We start from the raw sequence: 14,182 nt of genomic DNA, 5'->3' as shown, positions 1-14,182 counted from the left end.
GTGATTGTAAGGCGACTTTCCTCGTATACTTAGGGTCAACAAACAGCCATATGGCTTCCGCCACAGCATGCAAAACAGGAGGTTTTTATGCTCATCGTTGTTCCTGTCCTTATTTTCGTTGCGCTGGTTATTGTCGGCGCAGGCGTCAAAATTGTCCCGCAGGGTTATCAGTGGACAGTCGAGCGTTTCGGACGTTACACCAACACTTTACAACCTGGTTTAAGCCTGATCGTCCCTTTCATGGACAGAATTGGCCGTAAGATCAATATGATGGAACAGGTGCTGGATATTCCTTCTCAGGAAGTCATTTCTAAGGATAACGCCAATGTCACCATTGATGCCGTCTGTTTTATTCAGGTGATTGATGCGCCAAAAGCGGCCTATGAGGTGAGCAATCTGGAGCTGGCTATCGTCAACCTGACGATGACTAACATCCGTACCGTACTGGGCTCGATGGAGCTGGACGAGATGCTCTCACAGCGCGACAGCATCAATACCCGACTGCTGCACATTGTCGATGAAGCGACGAACCCGTGGGGGATCAAAGTCACCCGTATTGAGATCCGCGACGTTCGCCCACCAGCTGAACTGATCGCCTCCATGAACGCCCAGATGAAGGCCGAGCGAACCAAGCGTGCCTACATTCTTGAAGCCGAAGGGGTACGTCAGGCCGAGATCCTCAAAGCAGAAGGGGAAAAACAGTCGCAGATCCTCAAAGCCGAGGGCGATCGCCAGTCTGCGTTCCTCCAGGCGGAAGCGCGTGAACGTTCAGCCGAAGCGGAAGCTCGTGCCACCCAGATGGTGTCAGAGGCGATTGCCGCTGGTGATATCCAGGCCGTGAACTACTTTGTCGCACAAAAATATACCGACGCGCTGAAAGAGATCGGCTCCGCAAACAACAGCAAAGTGGTCATGATGCCGCTGGATGCCAGCAGCCTGATGGGCTCTATTGCCGGGATCGCTGAACTGATCAAAGACAGCGGAAACGAGCGTAAAAAATGATTGAGCTTATTGCCGCACATCCTCACGCTTTCTGGCTAAGCCTCGGAGGGTTATTGCTGGCCGCTGAAATGCTGGGCGGCAACGGCTACCTGCTCTGGAGCGGTGTCGCCGCCGTCATAACCGGGCTGCTCGTGTGGCTTCTGCCGCTTGACTGGGCGTGGCAGGGCGCATTGTTTGCCGTACTGACACTGATAGCTGCATGGCTGTGGTGGCGCTGGCTTAACCGACAGGTTAACGAGCAGAAACCGTTAGATGCGCACCTTAATCAGCGCGGGCAGCAGATTGTCGGCCAGCGTTTTACGCTCGACACCGCGCTGGTGAACGGGCGTGGACATATGCGCGTGGGTGACAGCTCATGGCCTGTCGTGGCCGACGATGACCTCAGCGCCGGAACACGGGTTGAGGTCATTGCGGTAGAAGGAATCACCCTGCGGGTTAAAGCCTGTTAAACAGATGCCTTACGATGGCAGCAGCCAGCAAGATTATCAATGATCGGGCAATCGGCGCTGTCATCTCCCGGGCACGATTCCGCCAGCGCCAGCAGCTGTTTGCGCATCGCCTGTAACTCGGTGATGTGGCGTTCAATCTCAGCCACCTTTTCCAGCGTACGCTTTTTCACATCAGCGCTGTGACGCTTCGGATCGTTAAACAGATTCACCAGTTCGCCACACTCTTCCAGATTAAAACCGACCTGTCTTGCCTGACGCAGCAGCGTCAGTTCGTCAAGATGCAGTTGCGTGTAACTGCGGTAACCGTTTTCGCTGCGCAGCGGTGGTGTCACCAGCCCTTTCTCTTCATAAAAGCGAATCGCTTTGCTGGTTAAGCCGGTTTTTTTCGCAACATCACTGATATTCACATTTCCCCCTTGACCTTCCCCTTGATGGAAGGTTTAACCTTCATAACAGTTAGTGAAAAGCGTTACTCCGGTCAACATCTGACCAGATCATTATACGGGAGTTTAGTTATGTCTCACACTATTGACCTGACACTGGACGGCCTCTCCTGCGGCCACTGTGTCAAACGCGTTAAAGAAAGTCTGGAACAGCGTCCTGATGTTGAAAGCGCTGAAGTCACCATCGATCATGCCGCCGTCACCGGCAGCGCCAGTGCGGATTCGCTGATCGACACCATCAAACAGGCAGGTTACGGGGCGGAGCTGAGCCACCCAAAGGCTAAACCGCTGGCAGAGTCATCATCCCCGTCGGAAGCACTGACAGCGGCCACTCCTGAGCTTCCGGTAGCTGATGATATTGATGACAGCCAACAGCTGCTGATCAACGGCATGAGCTGCGCCAGCTGCGTCTCCCGGGTACAAAATGCCTTGCAGGCCGTACCGGGCGTCGCACAGGCACGGGTCAATCTTGCGGAGCGCACCGCGCTGGTGATGGGCAGTGCCTCCGCCGCAGAATTAGTGCAGGCCGTTGAGAAAGCGGGCTACGGCGCTGAAGCTATCGAAGATGATGCAAAACGTCGTGAACGTCAGCAGGAAACGGCTGTTGCCACCATGAAACGCTTCCGCTGGCAGGCAATAGTTGCCCTGCTGGTCGGGGTTCCGGTGATGGTGTGGGGCATGCTCGGCGACAACATGATGGTCACCGACGACAACCGCACGCTGTGGCTGGTGATCGGTTTGATCACCCTTGGGGTGATGATCATTGCAGGCGGACATTTTTATACCAGCGCCTGGAAAAGCCTGAAGAATCGCACTGCGACAATGGATACGCTGGTTGCCCTTGGTACGGGGGCAGCATGGCTGTATTCAATGAGCGTTAACGTCTGGCCTCAGTGGTTCCCGATGGAAGCGCGACATCTTTATTATGAAGCGAGTGCGATGATTATTGGCCTGATCAACTTAGGCCATATGCTTGAAGCACGCGCGCGTCAGCGTTCTTCAAAAGCGCTGGAAAGATTACTTGATTTAACGCCACCAACCGCACGTGTGGTCAAAGAGGACGGTGAAAAGAGCGTCCCGCTGGCCGAGGTTCAACCCGGCATGACTCTGCGTCTGACTACGGGTGACCGCGTTCCCGTTGACGGTAATATCACACAAGGTGATGCCTGGCTGGACGAAGCGATGCTCACCGGGGAACCCATTCCTCAGCAGAAATCCCACGGTGACGCCGTCCATGCCGGTACGGTGGTACAGGACGGCAGTGTGCTGTTCACTGCCAGTGCAGTCGGCAGCCACACCACCCTGTCACGCATTATTCGCATGGTGCGCCAGGCGCAGAGCAGCAAGCCGGAAATTGGCCAGCTTGCTGATAAAATCTCAGCCATTTTTGTTCCGGTCGTGGTCGGTATTGCCCTGCTGAGTGCAGCTATCTGGTACTTTTTCGGTCCCGCGCCGCAGATTGTTTATACCCTGGTGATTGCCACCACGGTGCTGATCATCGCCTGCCCTTGTGCACTCGGTCTTGCCACACCGATGTCGATTATCTCCGGTGTCGGTCGCGCCGCCGAGTTTGGCGTGCTGGTGCGTGATGCCGATGCCCTGCAACGCGCCAGTACACTCGACACGCTGGTGTTTGATAAAACCGGCACGCTGACCGAAGGCAAACCGCAAGTTGTGGCTGTGAATACGACAGGTATGACAGAAAATGACGCACTGCGTCTTGCTGCCGCACTTGAGCAAGGCTCCAGCCATCCGCTGGCTCGCGCGATCATTGAGAAAGCCGGGAATGCCAGCCTGCCGCAGGTGAGCAACTTCCGTACCCTACGAGGATTAGGGATCAGCGGTGAAGCAGAAGGCCACGTGCTGCTGCTGGGCAACCAGGCATTGCTCAATGAAAACGGTATTGATACTGCCGAGCTGGAAAGCGAGCTGAAGGCGCAGGCGTCTCAGGGCGCCACGCCGGTTCTGCTGGCGGTGGATGGCAAAGCCGCCGCGCTGCTGGCCGTTCGCGATCCGCTCCGCCAGGACAGTGTGGATGCCTTAAAACGACTGCACCGCGCGGGTTATCGCCTGGTCATGCTAACCGGGGATAACCCGACCACCGCCAATGCCATCGCGAAAGAAGCCGGTATTGATGAGGTCATTGCAGGCGTACTGCCGGACGGTAAAGCTGACGCAATCAAGAAACTGCAAAGTCAGGGGCGTCAGGTGGCGATGGTCGGTGACGGCATCAACGATGCCCCTGCGCTGGCCCAGGCAGATGTCGGTATCGCCATGGGAGGCGGGAGCGATGTCGCTATTGAGACGGCAGCGATTACGTTGATGCGCCATAGCCTGATGGGCGTTGCTGATGCGCTGGCCATTTCAAAAGCCACGTTGCGCAACATGAAGCAGAACCTGCTGGGGGCATTTATCTACAACAGTTTCGGCATTCCGATTGCCGCCGGAATTTTGTGGCCGCTGACCGGCACGCTGCTGAACCCGGTGGTCGCAGGTGCAGCCATGGCGCTCTCCTCCATCACCGTGGTGAGCAACGCCAACCGACTGTTGCGGTTTAAACCGAAAGATTGAACCTTGTTCTCGTACGCGCTAGCATGAACCTTTCCGGTGTATGGAGCGCGTATGAGTCTGTTTAATCGTATAAAAACATCGTTTCGCGCCCTTTTCCCCCGCCGTTATGCCTGGCCCGGCCTGGATATCTCGCTCCCTGGCGGCCAGCACCTGCACCTGGTGGGCAGCATCCATATGGGTACGCAGGATATGTCTCCCCTGCCTCCAGGTCTGATAAAACTTCTGAAGCGCGCCGATGCGCTGATTGTTGAGGCGGACATTTCGGGCCATGAATCACCGTTTGCCGGTCTGGAGAGCACTCTCAGCCTGGCAGAACGTCTGGATGAGGCTCTGCTCGCGGAACTGACGCGTGTCGCAGATGAGACGGGCGTGTCACTCTCGATGATCGACGCTCTGCCGCTCTGGCAAATTGCGATGGTGCTTCAGGCCACGCAGGCGCAACGTCTGGGTCTGCGTGGTGATTACGGTATTGATTACCAGTTACTGAATATGGCAAGGGCACGCAGGATGCCGATCATCGAACTGGAAGGGACGGACAGCCAGATTGCGCTGTTGCGACAACTGCCTGACGACGGTCTGATGCTGCTGGATGATACCCTGACCCACTGGCACACCAACGCGCGTCTGCTGCAGACCATGATCGGCTGGTGGCTGGATGCGCCCCCCGCAGACAGTAAACTGGCTTTACCGTCGACGTTTAGTGAATCGTTATATGATGTGCTGATGAATGCGCGTAACAAAGCCTGGCGGCAGACGCTGCATGCTTTACCTGCCGGGCATTACGTTGTCGCGGTGGGTGCTTTACATTTGTACGGAGAAGGGAATTTGCCGTCACTGTTGAAATAAAAAAATGGCCAATATTTCTATTGGCCCGTCAAAGAGGAATTTCATCGTTTTTATTATGCCGAAGGAGACCTTCGGTTGAGCCGATTGTCGCTCAAAGTGACCATCACTGCCAATACTATTGCGCAAGATGGTGCTATTTTTTAGACAAGCGTCAGGCGTATGCTGTGAGCATTAATTGTCTGTCGTAAGAAGGATAGCTATGACTCCCGCCGTTAAATTACTCGAAAAAAACAAAATTCCTTTCAGGATCCACACCTACGATCACGATCCGAATGAAACCAATTTTGGTGATGAAGTGGTGCGCAAACTGGGGCTGAATGCAGACCAGGTCTATAAAACGCTGCTGGTCGCCGTGAATGGTGACATGAAGCACCTCGCCGTCGCGGTCACCCCCGTCGCCGGGCAGCTTGATTTGAAGAAAGTGGCGAAAGCGCTGGGGGCAAAAAAAGTTGATATGGCGGACCCGATGGTTGCGCAGCGAACCACGGGTTACCTGGTCGGCGGGATCAGCCCACTCGGGCAGAAAAAACGGCTGCCGACGCTGATCGATGCTCCTTCTCAGGACTTCGAAACCATTTTTATCTCTGGTGGCAAACGCGGGCTGGATATTGAACTCGCGGCGGGCGACCTGGCGAAAATGCTGGACGCGAAATTTGCGGATATTGCACGCCGCGAGTAAGAGAAAAGCCGGGTAAGGCATAGCCGCTACCCGGCAAAACAACCGCACTACTGCCAGCTCACCTCACCTTTCGGCTCATACGCATTCACGTCAATCGGTGAATTCTGCTCGATGAACTGCTTCAGCACTTCCGCATCAATAAACCCGGTATTCACATAGCCTGGTTTGTTATCAATATGCGGATAGCCGTCACCGCCGGTGGCGTTAAAGCTTAAGGTCGCCAGGCGGTACGTTTTGGCAGGATCGATCGGTTCACCTTTGATCCTGAGATCATTAAGCTTACCGTCTTTCGCCACAAAGCTGACGTTGGCAAACTGCGGATAGGCCCCGGAATCTGGCTTCATCTGCGCCACAGCGGTCAGATAATCGATCGCCTCTTTACCACTCATATCGGCGTACACCACCACGTTACCGAAGGGTTGTACCTTCAGTACATCTTTATAGGTGATGTTTCCACCCTCAATAGAGTCACGAATACCGCCACCACTCATCACACCAAAATCAGCACCGGTACGCGCCATTTGCGCTGCCAGCACCAGATGCCCCATATTGGTCTGCACGAAGCGGACTTTGCTGCGATCCCCTTCCAGACGGCCATTGAGCGTGCCAATCTTCACATCCAGCTGTGCCTTACCTTTATTCTGGAACGGCGTCAGCAGAGAGAGCATCTGCTGATTCTCAGCAATCTCCGGGGTATAAAGTACGCGCTCACTTTTCCCGTCAGGATAAGTGACTTTCTTCTTCAGGTTGACCGGGATGAGCTGGTAATGCACCAGTTTCATCTCGCCATTACGGAACTCAAAGTCCGCCCGGCCCACGTATTTGCCCCACTCATGCGCCTGCACAATCCAGATGCCGTTCTGACGGTCTGGGGCACACGGCGTGCCTGGCACGTAATCAACCTGCTTTTTATTCTCGGAGGCCATACAGACCGGGTCTTGCGAGTGACCGCCCACAATCATTGCCAGCGAGCCAGCTGGCAGGCTGCGTGCCATCTCCACATCACCCGGCGCATTAGAGCCATGTTCGCCATTGTCATAGTGCCCCATGTGGGTGGTGGCAATAATCACATCCGGCTTTTCATTTTGCTGTAATTCCTGAATAACCAGCTTTGCTTCGTCTGCCGGTTTACGGAATTCGATATCGGTAAAGAACTCCGGGTTGCCAATTTTCGCCGTATCGTCAGTGGTCAGGCCAATCACCGCGATTTTCAGGTCCTGGCGCTTAAACAACGCCCAGGGTTTAAACAGGCGTTCGCCGGTACTTTTCTGGTAAATATTGGCTGAGAGGAACGGGAATTTTGCCAGTTTTTCCTGCTGGCGCAGCACCGTCAGAGGGTTATCAAACTCATGGTTACCGACGGCCATCGCATCGTAGCCAATCAGATTCATACCGCGAAAATCGGGCTCGGCATCCTGTAAATCGGATTCCGGCACCCCGGTGTTGATATCCCCCCCGGACAGCAACAGCACGCTGCCTCCCTGAGCAGCCACCTCTTTACGAATACCATCCACTACCGTTTTTTGCGCCGCCAGACCATATTCGCCGTATTCACTGCGCCAGAAATGCCCGTGGTGATCGTTGGTATGCAGAATGGTGATTTTGTAGGTTTTATCTTTTTCGTATGCCTGCGCGGGCAGGCTTACCAGGCCCCATGCGGCGATAAGCGCCAGCGCGACGCCCCGCTTCATTAACTTCATCTTTTCTCTCCCTGACCAATAGACAAAGGCAAAAATTACAATGACTCACAATAATAGACAAATAAGTTTTCAGAATTGCGACTTTCTTCAAATGCCCCGGACAGGTATGTTAGTTGGATAATAATTACATCCTGCATTTCTAATAACTAAAGACGTGGTAATTCTCTCTATGGCAATCAGTGAATCAACCCAGCCCGTGCCGGGCGTGCCGGCGTCACCGCCGAAATCGCGCACCTCTTTTAAAGTCTTAGGTGCAATCAGTCTTTCTCATCTGCTCAACGATATGATCCAGTCGTTGATTCTGGCAATTTATCCGCTGCTGCAGTCCGAGTTCTCATTAACCTTCGTGCAGATTGGGATGATCACCCTGACCTTCCAGCTCGCGTCCTCGCTACTGCAACCGGTAGTGGGTTACTGGACGGACAAATACCCAATGCCATGGTCGCTGCCGATTGGCATGTGTTTCACCTTAAGCGGGCTGGTACTGCTGGCCATGGCAGGGAGTTTTGAAGCGGTGTTGATCGCCGCCGCACTGGTGGGCACCGGCTCGTCGGTCTTCCACCCGGAATCATCCCGCGTGGCGCGTATGGCCTCCGGTGGTCGCCACGGGCTGGCGCAATCTCTTTTCCAGGTGGGCGGTAACTTTGGTAGCTCCCTGGGTCCGCTATTGGCGGCAGTGATTATCGCGCCCTACGGTAAAGGCAACGTGGCCTGGTTTGTGCTGGCCGCATTACTGGCAATCATCGTACTGGCACAGATCAGTCGCTGGTATGCCGCTCAACATCGGGTGAACAAGGGTAAACCTAAAGCGAAGGTGATTAATCCTCTACCGCGTAACAAGGTTATCCTCGCGGTTTCGGTACTGCTGGTGCTGATTTTCTCGAAATACTTCTATATGGCGAGTATCAGCAGCTATTACACCTTTTATCTGATGCAAAAATTCGGATTATCGGTGCAAAATGCGCAGATCCACCTGTTCGCCTTCCTGTTCGCGGTCGCAGCCGGGACAGTGATTGGCGGGCCAGTGGGGGATAAGATAGGGCGTAAATATGTTATTTGGGGCTCTATCCTCGGCGTAGCACCGTTTACCCTTATTTTGCCGTACGCCAGCCTTGAGTGGACGGGAATTTTAACCGTGATTATTGGTTTTATCCTCGCCTCCGCGTTTTCCGCCATTCTTGTCTATGCGCAAGAGCTGTTACCTGGTCGTATCGGTATGGTTTCCGGACTCTTTTTCGGGTTCGCCTTTGGCATGGGTGGGCTTGGTGCCGCGGTGTTAGGGATGGTTGCGGATCACACCAGCATCTTCCTGGTTTATAAAATCTGCGCTTTCCTGCCACTTCTTGGGATGTTGACCATATTCCTGCCCGATAACCGCCACAAAGCGTAAATTATGGGTAGCCAAAGTTTTACTTTGGCTACCTGATACCCTGATGCCATAAGGGTTTCTTCTACCTCTCCCCGCTGAATTTATCAAAATGCGCTTTTTTTGGTGCTTATTGCTGTTTTATTCAAACTTCAACAATTATTCATAAACATAAGGGTAAAAATTGTCATAAACTATTACTCGGTTTTTTGGTTTGTGCCAAAAAGGAACACCCACAACGAAAGGAGACGGAATGCATCACGCCACACCGCTAATCACCACCATTGTTGGTGGCCTTGTGCTCGCTTTTATCCTTGGCATGATTGCCAATAAACTGCGTATTTCTCCCCTTGTCGGCTATTTGTTAGCGGGTGTCCTGGCGGGACCATTTACCCCAGGTTTCGTTGCGGATACCAAACTGGCTCCTGAACTGGCGGAATTAGGCGTGATTCTGCTGATGTTTGGCGTTGGTCTGCATTTTTCACTGAAGGACCTGATGGCGGTAAAGTCGATCGCCATACCGGGAGCGATTGCCCAGATAGGGGTAGCGACGCTGCTGGGGATGGCACTTTCGGCAATTCTTGGCTGGTCGCTGATGACCGGTATCGTTTTTGGGCTGTGTCTTTCCACCGCCAGTACCGTAGTGTTGCTGCGTGCACTTGAAGAGAGACAGTTGATTGACAGCCAGCGCGGACAAATTGCGATAGGCTGGTTGATTGTTGAAGACCTGGTGATGGTGTTGACGCTGGTGCTGCTGCCCGCTGTCGCCGGGATGATGGAAAAAGACAACGTCGGCTTTGCGTCACTGGCGCTGGATATGGGTATCACCATTGGTAAAGTCGTGGCGTTTATCGCCATCATGATGCTGGTAGGCCGCCGTCTGGTACCGTGGATCATGTCCCGCAGCGCAGCGACGGGTTCACGCGAATTGTTTACCCTCTCCGTACTGGCGCTGGCACTGGGTATCGCCTTTGGCGCCGTTGAGCTGTTTGATGTCTCCTTCGCGCTGGGCGCGTTCTTCGCCGGGATGGTATTGAACGAATCCGAGCTGAGCCACCGTGCGGCGCACGACACTCTGCCGCTGCGTGATGCTTTCGCCGTACTGTTCTTTGTCTCTGTTGGGATGCTGTTTGACCCGATGGTCCTGATTCATCAGCCGCTGGCTGTGCTGGGCACGCTGGCGATTATTATCTTTGGTAAGTCGCTCGCAGCTTTCTTCCTGGTAAGGATGTTTGGCCACTCCCCGCGTACGGCGCTGACCATCGCCGCCAGCCTGGCGCAAATTGGTGAGTTTGCTTTTATTCTGGCGGGTCTGGGCATGGCGCTGAACCTGCTACCGCAAGCCGGGCAGAACCTGGTGCTGGCAGGCGCAATCCTGTCGATTATGCTGAACCCAGTCTTGTTCGCACTGCTGGAAAAATACCTCGATAAAACCGAAACGCTGGAAGAGCAGACGCTGGAAGAAGCTATCGAAGAAGAGAAGCAGATCCCGGTAGATATTTGTAATCACGCCCTGCTGGTCGGTTTTGGTCGCGTAGGCAGCCTGCTTGGTGAGAAACTGATGGCGCAAGGGATCCCGCTGGTAGTGATTGAAACGTCACGCACCCGCGTCGATGAGTTGCGTGAGCGCGGTATCCGTGCGGTGCTGGGCAATGCGGCGAACGAAGAGATCATGAATCTGGCGCATCTGGACTGCGCACGCTGGCTGCTGCTGACCATTCCAAACGGCTATGAAGCGGGCGAAATTGTGGCAACTGCGCGTGAGAAATGCCCAACGATTGAGATTATCGCCCGCGCGCATTATGACGACGAGGTGGAGTACATTACCGAGCGCGGTGCGGATAAGGTCGTGATGGGCGAGCGCGAGATTGCGAATACGATGCTGACGCTACTGGAGAAATCGCCGGTTGAAGAAGGGGTGACGGGCTAAGAGTTGTGCGGCCTGATGCCCTCACCCTGGCCCTCTCCCACGGGGAGAGGGAACCAACACTCAAAACGGCAACCTGGGTTGCCGTTTTGCTTTTATCTGTCCCAGTACGCCTCTTCCAGGCTGTCTTCCCGTTCCGGCAGCCCACGCGTTAAGCGCGGGGAGTGCTGGTTCAGCACCTGATAGCTCACTCGGTTGGCATATTTGCATACCTGCGCCAGCGACGAATAGGTCAGCCAACTGAACTTGTGCTTACTGGAGTTCGGCACGTTGGTTTTATGGTAGGCATTCGCGGTGATGTCATGGAGCAATGCGGCCAGCGCGCCATCACCTGCACCGTTGGTGTTCATGATCTTCTCTGGCCCACCCATATACGGGGCGATGTGGGAGTAGATACGCAGCGGATTAACGCAGTCTTTAAAACGCATACCACGGCTGAACTCATACTGGTTGAACTCAGCTATCGCGCCAGGCAACAACGGATGTTGGGTTTTGCGTTTGCTCTCTTCTTCCGTGAAACCTGCCATATACAGCCCAACCGGTCCTGCGGTACAGAGCACCAGATCCACCCAATCCAGCGCTTTATCCGACGCCAGTAGAGGATCGCTTTCGCCCGTCAGCGCTTCCGCCTCTTCTTCGTTCATCGCCAGAATCGAGACGTGCTCTTTCAGAAACGCCTGCCACCACTCCGGGTTATCGGCAATGACGAATTTGGTCCCCAGCGTCAGAACGACGGGGACATTGTATTTCTTCGCGTACTCAATCGCTTTCATGGTCGCGTCCGGCATCGGCTCACCCGGTTTGCAGCGCACCAGATAGGAGGTCAGTACCAGCGCAGATGCGCCCGCAATCACCTCTTCCGGGATGCTCTCGGCACGCAGTTTGTTCATGTGACCCGGGCTGATGGCAAAGGTACGCTCGCCGGAATCGCTGATCAGCGTGAAGCAGCGGCCAATCGGCCCGTCGACGCCCTGAAGGTAGTTCAGATCGGTACGGCTGGAGGTATTGCACAGATAACGGTAGGCATAGCCTCCGATTTCGATATTGCTGCACATTACGCCCAGCAGTACCGAGCGGTCATCAGCCAGCACGGAATAGTTGTGCATGGTGTTGCCGATGGTTCCGCCAGCAAACTGATGGGTGATCAGGTTTTCGCGCACCAGTTCCTGGTAAAGCGCTTCGGCAACGTCGTCCTCAATCACCAGCGAGTGCCCCGCGCTCAGACCATAACGGGCGACAAACGCATCATCCACTTTCGCTTCAATGTCCACCAGCGTCTGGTCGATACCAACGACCCATGCGGCACTGGTTTCATTTTCAGGCTGGATTTGCTGCAGGAGCGGATCGCGGGCATCAACGGGAAAGTAGTGTTTGGATTTGCGTTTACCGGGAAATTTCATGGTCTGAACTGTACAAAGAATATGGGCCGGGAATGGTAGCACAAACCCGGCCCGGAGTGCGATCAGCGACTGTTTGTCACCAGAGAGACCATCATGTCGATATGCTCTGGCGAGTCGTTAAGTGCCGGAATGTATTCGTACTTCGTGCCCCCTGCTTCCAGGAAGAACTCTCTGTTTTGCACAGCAATTTCTTCGAGCGTTTCCAGGCAATCCGCCGAGAAGCCTGGCGACATCACCTGAATATGCTTCACCCCTTTCTCACCGAGCATCTTAAGCGTTTCATCGGTATATGGGGTGAGCCACGGTTCGCGACCAAAGCGCGACTGGAAGGTCATCATCACCTTCTCTGGTGGCAGGCCGAGGGCAGAAACCAGTTCGCGCGTGGTATCACGACAACGCTGCGGGTAATCATCCCCCTCGTCAGCGAAACGCTGCGGGATACCGTGATAAGACAGCAGCAGCAGATCCGGCTCGCCGTGTTGTTCAAACGACGCGCGGGCACTGCTGGCAAGCGCTTTGATGTACAGTTCGTTATCGGCATAGTCGCGAATGAAGGTCACGCCAGGTATGCGACGGCGAGTCGCCAGAATACGCGCCAGTTCATCCCATACCGCAGCAACCGTCGAACAGGAGTACTGCGGATAGAGCGCCAGAACCACAATGTGGTCAACCCCCTGCGCCAGCAGTGATTCGACCGCGCTTTCCAGCGAAGGTTTACCGTAGCTCATACCAAGAGCGACAGGCATATCCGGCAGACGTGCGGCCAGCGCCTTTTCCTGGCGACGGCTGTAAACCATCAGCGGAGAGCCCTCTTCCATCCAGACGGACTGATAGAGTTTGGCGACGCGCGGAGAACGAATCGGCAGAATGACGCCTCGGAGCAATGGCCACCACAGCAGTCTTGGGGTATCCACGACGCGCGTGTCGCTTAAAAATTGTCGCAGGTAGCGTTTTACCGCGTCTGAAGTGGGTGCTTCTGGGGTGCCCAGATTGGCAAGCAGGATGCCGGTTTTCGCCTGACTCATTCACGCCTCTTAACCATTTGAATGGTTGTCAATTGTAGCGGAAATGCGTTTAAACGAAACCCATTGCTGCGATAGGAGAGATGGGAATATTTCTCACCCGGAGATCCGGGTGAGAAAGGTGCGATTAGCCGAGGATTTTTTCCAGCTCTGCACGTACGTCAGCAACGGCTTTGGTGCCGTCAACTTTGGCGTATTTGGTATTACCCGCCTGCGCTTCTTTGGTGTAGTAGCCAATCAACGGTGCAGTCATCTGATGGTATTCCACCAGGCGCTTACGCACGGTCTCTTCCTGATCGTCTTTACGAGTGGTCAGCTCTTCGCCGGTCACGTCATCTTTGCCTTCAACCTTAGGTGGGTTGAATTTAATGTGGTAAACGCGGCCAGAAGCTGCGTGTACGCGACGGCCCACGATACGGTCAACGATCAGCTCGTCCGGTACGTCGAACTCCAGAACGTAGTCCACATTGATGCCCGCTTCTTTCATGGCGTCAGCCTGAGGAATGGTGCGTGGGAAACCGTCCAGCAGGAAACCGTTACGGCAGTCTTCCTGAGCAATGCGCTCTTTGACCAGAGCGATAACCAGCTCGTCGGTCACCAGCTTGCCTGCGTCCATGATGTCTTTCGCTTGTTTACCCAGCTCGGAGCCAGATTTAACAGCGGCGCGCAGCATATCACCGGTGGAGATTTGCGGAATACCGTATTTCTCCATGATGAACTGAGCCTGAGTTCCTTTACCCGCGCCCGGAGCGCCAAGCAGAATAATACGCATTGCGA

12 protein-coding genes are annotated in these 14,182 nt (G+C 54.6%); 7 read left to right on the top strand and 5 right to left on the bottom strand.

The window, feature by feature from the left end:
* Window positions 1-87: 87 nt before the first annotated feature.
* Together HED65_RS06970 and HED65_RS06965 are read left to right on the top strand one after the other, a co-directional pair.
* A complete protein-coding gene (locus HED65_RS06970) occupies window positions 88-1,002 on the top strand; it encodes an SPFH domain-containing protein (RefSeq protein WP_008499312.1) in 915 nt (304 codons plus the stop codon).
* Window positions 999-1,451 (top strand): NfeD family protein, encoded by a 453-nt coding sequence (locus tag HED65_RS06965; RefSeq protein ID WP_114977977.1) that lies wholly within the window; start codon window positions 999-1,001, stop codon window positions 1,449-1,451. Before HED65_RS06970 ends, HED65_RS06965 begins: the two co-directional genes overlap by 4 nt.
* Here the strand turns inward: HED65_RS06965 and cueR are convergent.
* On the bottom strand, window positions 1,448-1,858 hold the full coding sequence (cueR, locus tag HED65_RS06960; RefSeq protein ID WP_049007462.1) for a Cu(I)-responsive transcriptional regulator: 411 nt from the start codon (window positions 1,856-1,858) through the stop codon (window positions 1,448-1,450). The genes HED65_RS06965 and cueR overlap by 4 nt on opposite strands.
* A 108-nt stretch (window positions 1,859-1,966) precedes the next feature.
* Between cueR and copA the strand changes: the two genes are divergently transcribed.
* From copA to ybaK, 3 genes are all read left to right on the top strand, one after another.
* Entirely contained in the window at window positions 1,967-4,465 is a 2,499-nt protein-coding gene (gene copA / locus HED65_RS06955; protein ID WP_114977976.1) for a copper-exporting P-type ATPase CopA, read from the top strand.
* Between the two features lie 51 nt (window positions 4,466-4,516).
* Window positions 4,517-5,311, top strand: a complete 795-nt coding sequence (locus HED65_RS06950) for a TraB/GumN family protein (RefSeq protein ID WP_114977975.1) — start codon at window positions 4,517-4,519, stop codon at window positions 5,309-5,311.
* A 199-nt stretch (window positions 5,312-5,510) separates the two neighbouring features.
* A complete protein-coding gene (ybaK, locus tag HED65_RS06945) occupies window positions 5,511-5,990 on the top strand; it encodes a Cys-tRNA(Pro)/Cys-tRNA(Cys) deacylase YbaK (RefSeq protein ID WP_114977974.1) in 480 nt (159 codons plus the stop codon).
* 47 nt (window positions 5,991-6,037) lie between these two features.
* Here ybaK and ushA read toward each other — a convergent pair whose 3' ends face one another.
* Window positions 6,038-7,690 (bottom strand): bifunctional UDP-sugar hydrolase/5'-nucleotidase UshA, encoded by a 1,653-nt coding sequence (ushA, locus tag HED65_RS06940; protein WP_114977973.1) that lies wholly within the window; start codon window positions 7,688-7,690, stop codon window positions 6,038-6,040.
* 169 nt (window positions 7,691-7,859) lie between these two features.
* Between ushA and HED65_RS06935 the strand changes: the two genes are divergently transcribed.
* Together HED65_RS06935 and ybaL are read left to right on the top strand one after the other, a co-directional pair.
* Entirely contained in the window at window positions 7,860-9,080 is a 1,221-nt protein-coding gene (locus HED65_RS06935) for an MFS transporter (protein WP_114977972.1), read from the top strand.
* A gap of 229 nt (window positions 9,081-9,309) precedes the next feature.
* Window positions 9,310-10,986 (top strand): YbaL family putative K(+) efflux transporter, encoded by a 1,677-nt coding sequence (gene ybaL / locus HED65_RS06930; RefSeq protein ID WP_114977971.1) that lies wholly within the window; start codon window positions 9,310-9,312, stop codon window positions 10,984-10,986.
* A 92-nt stretch (window positions 10,987-11,078) separates the two neighbouring features.
* On the opposite strand, the gene HED65_RS06925 is transcribed toward ybaL, so the two are convergent.
* The 3 genes from HED65_RS06925 to adk form a co-directional block, all read right to left on the bottom strand.
* On the bottom strand, window positions 11,079-12,383 hold the full coding sequence (locus HED65_RS06925; RefSeq protein WP_114977970.1) for an inosine/guanosine kinase: 1,305 nt from the start codon (window positions 12,381-12,383) through the stop codon (window positions 11,079-11,081).
* Between the two features lie 62 nt (window positions 12,384-12,445).
* Window positions 12,446-13,408: a ferrochelatase gene (gene hemH, locus HED65_RS06920; RefSeq protein WP_114977969.1), complete on the bottom strand. Its 963-nt coding sequence runs from the start codon at window positions 13,406-13,408 to the stop codon at window positions 12,446-12,448.
* 124 nt (window positions 13,409-13,532) lie between these two features.
* A complete protein-coding gene (gene adk, locus HED65_RS06915) occupies window positions 13,533-14,177 on the bottom strand; it encodes an adenylate kinase (RefSeq protein ID WP_006809841.1) in 645 nt (214 codons plus the stop codon).
* Between the last annotated feature and the right edge of the window lie 5 nt (window positions 14,178-14,182).

It is taken from the genome of Pantoea sp. LS15 (assembly GCF_012241585.1).
GTDB lineage: Bacteria > Pseudomonadota > Gammaproteobacteria > Enterobacterales > Enterobacteriaceae > Enterobacter.
The sequence above is the reverse complement of the archived record's forward strand: the minus strand, read 5'-3'. Positions and strand labels throughout refer to the sequence as shown.

Excerpts from the sequence above, each read along its gene's own strand:
- HED65_RS06970 (WP_008499312.1), top strand. The coding sequence starts at position 88 with ATGCTCATCGTTGTTCCTGTCCTTATTTTCGTTGCGCTGGTTATTGTC.
- HED65_RS06965 (WP_114977977.1), top strand. The coding sequence starts at position 999 with ATGATTGAGCTTATTGCCGCACATCCTCACGCTTTCTGGCTAAGCCTC.
- copA (WP_114977976.1), top strand. The coding sequence starts at position 1,967 with ATGTCTCACACTATTGACCTGACACTGGACGGCCTCTCCTGCGGCCAC.
- HED65_RS06950 (WP_114977975.1), top strand. The coding sequence starts at position 4,517 with ATGAGTCTGTTTAATCGTATAAAAACATCGTTTCGCGCCCTTTTCCCC.
- ybaK (WP_114977974.1), top strand. The coding sequence starts at position 5,511 with ATGACTCCCGCCGTTAAATTACTCGAAAAAAACAAAATTCCTTTCAGG.
- ushA (WP_114977973.1), bottom strand. The coding sequence starts at position 7,690 with ATGAAGTTAATGAAGCGGGGCGTCGCGCTGGCGCTTATCGCCGCATGG.
- HED65_RS06935 (WP_114977972.1), top strand. The coding sequence starts at position 7,860 with ATGGCAATCAGTGAATCAACCCAGCCCGTGCCGGGCGTGCCGGCGTCA.
- ybaL (WP_114977971.1), top strand. The coding sequence starts at position 9,310 with ATGCATCACGCCACACCGCTAATCACCACCATTGTTGGTGGCCTTGTG.
- HED65_RS06925 (WP_114977970.1), bottom strand. The coding sequence starts at position 12,383 with ATGAAATTTCCCGGTAAACGCAAATCCAAACACTACTTTCCCGTTGAT.
- hemH (WP_114977969.1), bottom strand. The coding sequence starts at position 13,408 with ATGAGTCAGGCGAAAACCGGCATCCTGCTTGCCAATCTGGGCACCCCA.
- adk (WP_006809841.1), bottom strand. The coding sequence starts at position 14,177 with ATGCGTATTATTCTGCTTGGCGCTCCGGGCGCGGGTAAAGGAACTCAG.